This is a genomic window from Amycolatopsis circi, assembly GCF_003385235.1.
GTDB lineage: Bacteria > Actinomycetota > Actinomycetes > Mycobacteriales > Pseudonocardiaceae > Amycolatopsis > Amycolatopsis circi.
Window position 1 is genome coordinate 21,061 of record NZ_PQIA01000139.1, and the last position, 6,000, is coordinate 27,060.

Annotated in this window: 7 protein-coding genes; 1 reads left to right on the plus strand and 6 read right to left on the minus strand. The window is 71.0% G+C overall.

Translation table 11 applies throughout. The features are described 5' to 3' along the window. Window positions 1-34: 34 nt before the first annotated feature. Complete coding sequence (gene guaB / locus D0D37_RS38440; RefSeq protein WP_116205501.1) at window positions 35-1,546, minus strand: IMP dehydrogenase; 1,512 nt, start codon at window positions 1,544-1,546, stop codon at window positions 35-37. A gap of 139 nt (window positions 1,547-1,685) precedes the next feature. Between guaB and D0D37_RS38445 the strand changes: the two genes are divergently transcribed. Then, window positions 1,686-2,081: a DUF5319 domain-containing protein gene (locus D0D37_RS38445; RefSeq protein ID WP_009072430.1), complete on the plus strand. Its 396-nt coding sequence runs from the start codon at window positions 1,686-1,688 to the stop codon at window positions 2,079-2,081. A gap of 130 nt (window positions 2,082-2,211) precedes the next feature. Here the strand turns inward: D0D37_RS38445 and D0D37_RS38450 are convergent, their stop codons facing one another. The 5 genes from D0D37_RS38450 to D0D37_RS48265 form a co-directional block, all read right to left on the minus strand. Next, on the minus strand, window positions 2,212-2,511 hold the full coding sequence (locus D0D37_RS38450) for a hypothetical protein (protein WP_116205502.1): 300 nt from the start codon (window positions 2,509-2,511) through the stop codon (window positions 2,212-2,214). A gap of 64 nt (window positions 2,512-2,575) precedes the next feature. Beyond that, window positions 2,576-3,514, minus strand: a complete 939-nt coding sequence (locus D0D37_RS38455) for an anti-sigma-D factor RsdA (protein WP_116205503.1) — start codon at window positions 3,512-3,514, stop codon at window positions 2,576-2,578. Then, window positions 3,515-4,087, minus strand: a complete 573-nt coding sequence (locus tag D0D37_RS38460; RefSeq protein ID WP_037816212.1) for a sigma-70 family RNA polymerase sigma factor — start codon at window positions 4,085-4,087, stop codon at window positions 3,515-3,517. A gap of 322 nt (window positions 4,088-4,409) precedes the next feature. After that, window positions 4,410-5,006, minus strand: a complete 597-nt coding sequence (locus tag D0D37_RS38465; RefSeq protein ID WP_020662719.1) for a response regulator transcription factor — start codon at window positions 5,004-5,006, stop codon at window positions 4,410-4,412. A gap of 131 nt (window positions 5,007-5,137) precedes the next feature. Next, window positions 5,138-6,000, minus strand: an 863-nt coding sequence (locus D0D37_RS48265) for a hypothetical protein (RefSeq protein ID WP_425267007.1), incomplete at its 5' end; no start/stop codon positions are given.

The following is a 6,000-nucleotide window of genomic DNA, read 5'->3' on the forward strand; positions in this document are numbered from 1 at the left end:
GTGGCGGGAGGAAGGAGCGGGCGAACAGGGTCGATCAGCGGGTCGTGTAGTTCGGGGCCTCGACCGTCATGGTGATGTCGTGCGGGTGGCTTTCCTTGAGCCCGGCCGCGGTGATCCGGACCAGCTGCGCCTCCTGCATCGCCGCGATCGTCTCCGCGCCCGCGTAGCCCATGCCCGCGCGCAGGCCGCCGACGAGCTGGTGGACGACGTTCGACAGCGGTCCGCGGAACGGGATCCGGCCCTCGATGCCCTCCGGCACCAGTTTGTCCTCGTTGAGCACGTCGTCCTGGGCGTAGCGGTCCTTGGAGTAGGACTTCGCCTGGCCGCGCGACTGCATGGCACCGAGCGAGCCCATGCCGCGGTAAACCTTGAACTGCTTGCCGTTGACCAGGATCAGGTCGCCCGGCGACTCGGCGGTGCCAGCGAGCAGGCTGCCCAGCATGACGGTGGACGCACCCGCCGCGATCGCCTTCGCGATGTCGCCGGAGTACTGGATGCCGCCGTCGCCGATCACCGGGACACCCGCCGGACGACAAGCCTGGTCGGCCTCGTAGATCGCGGAGATCTGCGGCACGCCCACGCCCGCGACGATCCGCGTGGTGCAGATCGAGCCCGGGCCGACGCCGACCTTCACGCCGTCCACGCCCGCGTCCACCAGCGCCTGCGCCCCGGCCCGCGTGGCTACGTTGCCGCCGACGATGTCGACGGTCTCGCCCAGTTCCTTCTTCAGCAGCCGCACGGTTTCCACGACCGCGCGCGAGTGGCCGTGCGCGGTGTCGACCATCAGGACGTCCACGCCCGCCTCGGCCAGCGCCATCGCGCGCTTGTGGCCGTCCGGGCCCACGCCGACCGCGGCACCGACGACGAGGCGGCCGTCCGGGTCCTTCGAAGCCCGCGGGTACTGCTCGGTCTTCACGAAGTCCTTGACCGTGATCAGGCCGCGCAGCTTGCCCGCGCCGTCGACGATCGGCAGCTTCTCGATCTTGTGCCGGCGCAGCAGTCCGAGCGCGGCCTCCGCGGTGACGCCGACCTGCGCCGTCACCAGCGGCGTCCTCGTCATGACTTCGCTCACCAGGCGCGTGTGGTCGACCTCGAACCGCATGTCGCGGTTGGTGATGATGCCCACGAGCGCACCGGAGGCGTCCGTGACCGGGACACCGGAGATCCGGAACCTCGCGCACAGGGCGTCGACCTCGGCGAGGGTGTCGTCCGGGGCGCAGGTGACCGGGTCGGTGACCATGCCCGCTTCGGACCGCTTCACGACCTCGACCGCCGCCGCCTGCTCCTCGATCGGCAGGTTGCGCTGCAGCACGCCGATCCCGCCCTGGCGGGCCATCGCGATCGCCATGCGCGCCTCGGTGACCGTGTCCATCGCGGCGGAGACCAGCGGAACGTTGAGCTTGATGTTGCGGGTGAGCTGCGTGCTCGTGTCCACCGCGCTGGGCACCACGTCCGATTCCGCGGGCAGCAGCAGCACGTCGTCGAAGGTCAAGCCGAGCATCGCGAACTTGCTGGGCACTGCGGGGGTGATGCTTTCGCTGGTCATGAGGGGCGAAGGGCCTTCCTGGCGGGAGCGGGCGGGAGTCGCGGGCGGCGATGCCTGGCGTGGGCCGAGCGTGGTCGGGCCTTCCCCTCATGATATCCGGGCCGGGGCCCTGGCCCGGGCGGGTGGCCCGCCGGGTACCGTGCAGGCCGTGCCGCACGATGTGTTGCCCCCCGATCCGTTCGCGGACGACCCGGACGATCCGGCCCGGGCCATCCCCGACCCCGACGACCACCTCGAAGAGCCGATCAGCGCGGACGAGCGCACCGAGCTGCTGGCCGACCTGTCCGACCTCGCCGTGTACCAGGCTCTGCTGGAGCCACGCGGGGTCCGCGGCATCGTGGTCGACTGCGGCGAGTGCGACGAACCCCACTATCACGACTGGACGTTGCTGCGCGCGAGCCTGGAGCAGCTGCTGTCCGACGGCCGGATGCGCCCGCACGAGCCGGCCTTCGACCCGAACCCGACCGACTACGTGAGCTGGGACTACTGCCGCGGTTTCGCGGACGGGGTCACGGCGAACGAAAGCGCGTACTGACAGTTCGGTCCTGAACAGCTCGGTGCGAAGAAGGTCCTGGTGAGCTTGACCACCAGGACCTTCTTCGTGTGCGCGAACGGGTTGTCCACAAGGGTTGTCCACAGTGGAACCGTCCGGTGGGCAATCCGGATCAGCGCGGTTTCTTCGCGCTGTCGGCCTGAGCGAGGGCGACCATCGCCCGCTCGGTCAGATTCGGCCACGGCGGACGGCGCACGACAGCCAGCGTCGCCAACGCCGCCGCCACGAAACCAGTGCAGGCGCCGATCAGCGTGATCCGCCCCTGATCGGCCGCGGGCGTCCACGTCACGCCGTCCGCGTTGATTGTGTAGAGCCCGACCGCGTGCCCCGGCCCGCCTTTACGGCCTTGCCGCGTGACAGTGATCAGCACCGTCCCGCCGGTTGTCTCGTAGGGCTCTCCGAAAACCAGCACCGCGCCTCCCCGGTTGGAAACGAAAAAGGTCCCGGCACTGTACGTGCCGGGACCTTCGTGAAACCTATGAGCCGCTAGTGCCGTTCGGGGCCTGCACCCCTTGGGACGACTCGTTGCGCGGGCTGCTGCCCGTGCCCGGATCGTTCGGGGTGGCGCTCGGCGACGGCGGCGGCGAACTCGGCGTGGAGGTCTCCGGCGGAAGCGGAGTCACCGAGGTGACCGGCGGCGGATTGTTGGTGTGGCCGGTGCCCGGCAGCGACGTCGACTGGCCGGGCGGCTGCGCCGCGCTGCTGACCGGGTCGTGCACCGGCGGCACGGCGGGCGGCGTCGACGACTGCTGGTTCGAGGGCGGAGCCGTCGGCTGGCCGAGCTGAGCGGCCAGTTCGCGGTGCTGCTGCAAAAGCTGGTTGCGGTTGTCCGCGTCGGTGACCTGGGTGAGCGCGGCCTGTGCGTCGGCGAGCGCGCGCCGGGCGTCCGCGAGCCGGTTGTCGGCCAGCGCCAGGTTCGCCTTCTCCAGGTCGAGCTTCGCCGCGGCGGCGGCCTCGACGGAGCGGGCGTGGTCGGCGTAGAGCACCTTCGTGAGGCCCCACAGCGTGTCGCCGGGCTGGGCGTCGCGCGCGGCGAGACCGGTGCCGGTGAAGGCGATGGCGGCGGCGGCGCACGCGGCGGCCACCGGCACGAGATAGCGGCGACGGCGGCCGCGGCTTTGGTATTTGCGCGCCAGCGTCGCGGTCTTCACCGTGGTGACCGCGGTGTCGACGTCGACCAGCTCGGCGAGCGGCTCGCTGTCGATGTCGCGGCGCCACGCGAGCAGCAGCGCGTTCAGTTCCTGGTCTCCGAGCCCGTCGGCGACCGCCGGATCGGTCCCGCCGAGCGCGTCGAGGAGCGCGTCGTCGGCCTGGATGGCCGTCAGGTCGCCGTCTGCTTCCGCTTCGTACCCGGTCAGGCCGCTGGCCTGCGCGGAAGGTGACAGGTCTCTGTCCCGGTCTTCGCGATCGGTCACTCAGATCACCTCCTCGGCGGCAAGCACCTTGCGCAGCCGGGCGAGCGCCCGGTGCTGGGCGACGCGGACCGCGCCCGGCGTGGAACCGACGGCATCCGCCGTCTCCTCCGCCGACAGCCCGACCACGACCCGCAGAACCACGATTTCCCGCTGTTTGTCCGGCAGCACCTGCAGCAACTGCGCCATCCGCTCGTTCAGCTCACCTTGCAGAGCACGTTGCTCCGGGCCGACGCCGACCTCGATCTCGTCGGGGATCTCGGCGACCGGCTCCGCCCGGTTGCGAGCCGCGGCGCGGTGCGCGTCGGCGACCTTGTGCTGGGCGATGCCGTAGACGAACGCCAGAAAGGGGCGCCCCTGGTCACGGTACGAAGGCAATGCCGTGAGCACCGCGAGACACACCTCCTGCGCAACGTCGTCTGCCGAAGCGAAAGAACGCTCCTGCCTGCCAACCCTGGCGCGGCAATACCGCACCACAAGGGGACGAATGGCGGCCAGCAACCGCTCCACTGCCTGAGGGTCTCCCTCGACAGCGGCGGCGACCGGCTCGTCCAGTCCATCCCCCACAGTGGCCATCGCAGACAACAGTCCCAGCGTTACGTGTAGGCGTGCAAAGAATCCGGCGCGTGGTCGTCCCCGTCCAGCGCCGGTCACAGCTACCGTACCGTCGGAGTCCTACCAGACAACCGCCAGAGGTGGTGACCGGCGCGCCGGGCGCGGCCGGGCGGCGATTGTCGCAGGCAGACGGGGTGGGGCAGTGCCATCACGCGGTGGGGACGCGGGCGAGGCACGCGGAGCAGGGGCCAGGACAACAGGTACGGGCCAGGGCTCGCGCCCTGGCCCGTTCGTCACCGCGGGAATCGGATCGGAAGTCCCGTACTGGCTTGCTCGGCCTCGGTCAGGACACGAGACCGCGGCGGAAGCCGTGCGCCACGGCCTGCGCGCGGTCGCGGACGCCGAGCTTGCGGAACAACCGCCGCGCGTGCGTCTTGACCGTGTCCTCGGAGAGGTACAGCTCGCGGCCGATCTGGCCGTTGCTCTTGCCCTGGCTCATGCCGCGCAGGACCTGCAGTTCGCGCTCGGTGAGCTGCACGCCCGGGTCGGACGGCTGCCGCGGCGCGGGCACCGAGGTGCTGGCCAGGGTGTGCGCCAGCGCGGCGACCAGTTCGGGCCGCGAGGCGTCCCAGCGCAGGTAGCCGCGCGCTCCGCCGGCGATGGCGGCCGCGATGCTGCCCGCGTCGTCCGGGGCGCCGAACACGATGACGTTCGCCTGGGGGTTCGCGGAGACGAGCCGGCGGGTGGCCTCGACGCCTGTCGGGACCGCGCGTTGCGTTCCGACCAGCACGACGTCGACCGGCTGACGGGTGTACCGGGCCAGCAGCTCGTCACCGTGCGCTACGCAGTCGATGCGACTGACCCCAGGCACCGCGGACATCACACGGGTGAGCCCTTCGCGGACACTGCGTCGGTCGTCGCAGATCAAGACCGTCGTCACGGGGTTTCCTTCCTGCAGCCGGGTGACATTCCACTTCCCCTATCGGACGCTTTAGTCCGAACCTTGACACGATCCGGTGGCTTTTTTTGAAGTTTCTTAGCCCGGATGCCGGAACGCCCGTTCCCGCAGGCCTACCCGGGTCCGACGGGCACCCACGGCGATTCGTGTGCGATGCGCATCACGCAAGGATCCGCGTGCCGTAACACTGCGTGCAACACCTGGTGGCTCCTGAATCGATACTCCTCGGCCCGGTCGGGGTCCAGGTCAGCGGCGACGCGGGCGGCCACCCAATTAAGTGAATCGAGTTCATATTTTTCGCCGTCCGCGGCGGCGGCGAGAACGAGTTCGCGCGCGCCGGGTTTTCCGGCGGCGAGCAGGGCGACACCGAGGACGATGCCGGACTTCACGACGTGTCGCTGAGCGTGACGGGCTACGGCGGTCTCATAGGCGAGGCGGGCCGGGGCGACGGCTGCTTCGGGCTGGCCGTCGGCGAGTTCGATCTCGGCGCCTACCCAGCCGCCTCGGACGGTCGCCCTCCAGCGGCGGTCGGTTTGGGCGGCGCGGACGGCCAGGCGGCGGGCGGTAGAGATGCGGCCGAGGGCGAGGTTGTCGGCGGCTAGGCCCAGGAGGGCGTCGGCTCGCGCGCCTTGGAGGTCTAGTCCGTGCGGGTCTTCGCCGGGAGCATCGAGGGCTGCCGGGCTCGGGCTGGCGGAGGAACCGGGCGCGCTCAGGCTGGCAGGTGCGCCCGGGTTTGGAGCGCCGAGCAGGGCTGATGTCGGCGGATCGCTTTGTGAAGCGGTGCCCGCCGGGCTTGGTCCGGAGGTGACGGCTCCGGTGTCAGCTCGGCCAGAACCCGAGCGAGCGGCAGCCAAGCCGCCGCCAGCCTTTCCGGAGCCGCCGCCCACTGCCCCAGCCGTGCGCGCCCCTGTTCCCGCGCTGCCGCCTGCCGTTCCGGAGCCGCCGCCCACTGTCCCCGCCGTGCGCACCCCTGTTC

What these genes read in the sequence shown, in the direction of transcription:
- D0D37_RS38460 (WP_037816212.1), bottom strand. Translation starts at nt 4,087, where the DNA reads ATGGCCACTGTGGGGGATGGACTGGACGAGCCGGTCGCCGCCGCTGTC.
- guaB (WP_116205501.1), bottom strand. Translation starts at nt 1,546, where the DNA reads ATGACCAGCGAAAGCATCACCCCCGCAGTGCCCAGCAAGTTCGCGATG.